The sequence below is a fragment of the Skermanella stibiiresistens SB22 genome, from assembly GCF_000576635.1.
Classification (GTDB): domain Bacteria; phylum Pseudomonadota; class Alphaproteobacteria; order Azospirillales; family Azospirillaceae; genus Skermanella; species Skermanella stibiiresistens.
Genome location: NZ_AVFL01000088.1, coordinates 1 through 2,803 on the forward strand (window position 1 = coordinate 1; position 2,803 = coordinate 2,803).

Genomic DNA, 2,803 nt, shown 5'->3' on the forward strand with positions numbered 1-2,803 from the left:
CGTCAAGCTCGCCCAGTTCTGGCCTCTCGCCCAACAACTTGACGATGCCCGCACGGATGGGCCTTCTGCCCCCGAATGCTCGACCTCGGACGCCCAGAGTCTGTCCGCGCCGCCTGATGATCAACGAACCAGGGCAGAAGTCCGTGCTCTTCGACCTACATGCACCACGGCCGCCCATGTCCCCAGGAGGCGAGGATGCCATTTAACGCGAAATTGAAATATCTACCACCAAATAATTAATCACATTTATACTTATGTCTTGCCTCCGCCATGGGATAAAAGCGGGAAGTAACCAAATAAAAGGCGATGTAATGGCGCTCCCAAGTTCCAAGATCCTTTCCGGAACGGTGACTGAGACTGTGACGAGCGCCGAAGAAGTGACGATAACGTATCGTCTCGACGGCGTCACGAGTGGAACCAGGATATCGGTCCTGCCGGATCTCGCGATAGGGAGCAGCAAGCTATTCTCATCCGCGGGGGAGGGCCCCCAGGGTCAGGTTTTCCAGGAAAGCTTCGCCAGCATCAGGTCCGTCAAGCAATTGTACATATCGGGAGGAACCTCCTCGGACGGGTCGGCGAAACCAGATACCGAGGAACTATCGACGACATTCATCGATGACATATTCCCGTCGGCCGGCGTCAGCGTGGTGACGGTCGAGGATATCATAAATCAACAGTATCCGCCAAAATTCGGTTTTCCCGCCACCTTCCAGCAGGCGATCGTATCCAGCATCAGGCCCGGCGCCGCCTTCTCCATTCAAGGCTACGATCCCGTGACGGGAAAGCCGGAGACGGACACATTCACCTACACCGATACGCTGTTCATCGAGGTCACCGCGTCGCGCCTTCCCATCACGAACTACTTCGGGCAGGCCGTCACGCCCCCGGAAGCCAGGTTTCTCGTCACCACCGAGGATCCGGATGGATACCGCGGCCAGGTCTGGGGAGGCTGGCTGCAGACGATCGACCTGGACGCGCGTCTGGGTCCGGTCGATCCATCCGTACCCGTTCCTCCCCCGCCTCCTGTCCAGCCCGTCCCGCCCCTCGATCCCCGAATTCCCTCCGAGGCCATCACCCCCGAGCAGGCCCGATGGACGCCGGATCGGGGTGGAGATCCCGGGATGTTCGTCAGTCCCAACTACGACATCGAGCCATCGGGCAAGTGGGGCATCAAGGGGACCGAGGGAATCCAGGAAGCGGTGAGGTGGGTGAAGGGGGAGGCGAAGGATGCCTTCAACGAGCAGGTGGCCGAAACGTCCTGGGCCGTGGCGACGAACTTGTTCGATCGCATCGGTGACCGCATCGGCGTTCCCAAGCTCGGTCAGGCCGTCAAGGATGTTTACGAGACATACGACCTGGTCAAGAATTTCACCTCGCGGAACATCGATATCCTGACCGATGCGTTGAAGAGATTCGACAACATATCGTCAGAGGAAATCCTCAGGAGACTGGACGAGAACTCGACAGGCTTCCTGAAGGACGCCGCCGATCACCTCGGGGCGCCGGGGGCCGATGTCGTGGGCAGGGTCAGTTATCTGGTCCGGGAAACCAATTCCTTCGAGATCGTCATGGCGGAGGATGGCAAGGTCGTGTCCGGCGGCTCCAAGACGGACGTCTTCGCCGGCGGCTCCGGGCGCGACGTCTTCCGCGGCGGCGCCGGCGATGACACCATGCACGGACAGGGCTTGGTCGATCTGGCGGTGTTCCAATCGCTCCGAACGCAGACGTCGGTGACGCGCGACGGAGCCATCACCAGGGTTTCCGGGGCCGACGGAAACGACATCCTGACCGGCTTCGAGCAACTCGGCTTCGTTGACGGAACCCTGGACTCGGATATCGGTGGGCGGGCGGCACAGATATACCGCCTTTACGACTCCGCGCTGGACCGGGCGCCGGATACATCGGGGCTGAACGCCTGGGTCGGCGCCCTGGAGGCGGGAGTTTCACTTGGAACGGTCGCGGGCGGTTTCATGGACTCGCCCGAGTTCCAGGCCAAGTACGGCGGCCTCGACAACGCGGGGTTCGCCACACTGCTCTACGACAATGTCCTGGACCGAGCACCCGAACCCGAAGGCCTGGCGAACTGGAAGGCCGCCCTTGATGGCGGAGTGGCCCGCGCGGACGTTCTCGCTGGCTTCTCGGAGTCCGCCGAGCACGTCAATCTGACCAGGAGCGGTGTCGATCAAGGGTTCTGGCTTCAGGATGACATCACGTCCGGGATCGCGAGGCTCTACTACGCCACCCTCGACCGGGCACCGGACGCCGCGGGGCTCCTGAACTGGCGCGGGGCGGCGGAGGCCGGCATGCAACTCCGGCAGATGGCCGACGGTTTCATGGGCTCTCCCGAATTCCAGGGGAAATACGGCAATCTGGATGACACGGCCTTCATCCAGCAACTCTACCGGAACGTCCTGGACAGGGAAGGGGACCCCGGCGGGATCGATGCCTGGAATGGCGGGATGCGGGGCGGATTGTCACGGGCCGATGTGGTGCTGGGCTTCTCCGACTCCCCGGAGCACATCGCCAAGCTTTCTCCGGTCATCGACGATGGCGTCTGGGTGATCTAGGGGCGAGACCGCGAACGGCGGGGTGTCGGCGGCTCACCGCGTCGGGGGGAGGGCGGCACGCGAGCCTCGCGAGCTCGCCCTCCCTCTCGTTGAAGGGCGTCGATCCGCGGCGCCGCCACTCGAAGGACTGTGAGGGGAACAGCTTCCGCGCACGGCGCCGGAGCCGTCGCTGACGACAAGCCCGCCGGGCATCGTCAAGTTGTTGGGCGAGAGGCCAGAACTGGGCGAGCTTGACG

General features: G+C 62.8%; 1 protein-coding gene. It reads left to right on the plus strand.

What is annotated here, in order from left to right; genetic code table 11:
- Nucleotides 1–377: 377 nt before the first annotated feature.
- Nucleotides 378–2,567, plus strand: coding sequence for a DUF4214 domain-containing protein (locus tag N825_RS35510; RefSeq protein WP_198039087.1), 2,190 nt, complete (start codon nucleotides 378–380; stop codon nucleotides 2,565–2,567).
- The last annotated feature ends 236 nt before the right edge of the window (nucleotides 2,568–2,803 follow it).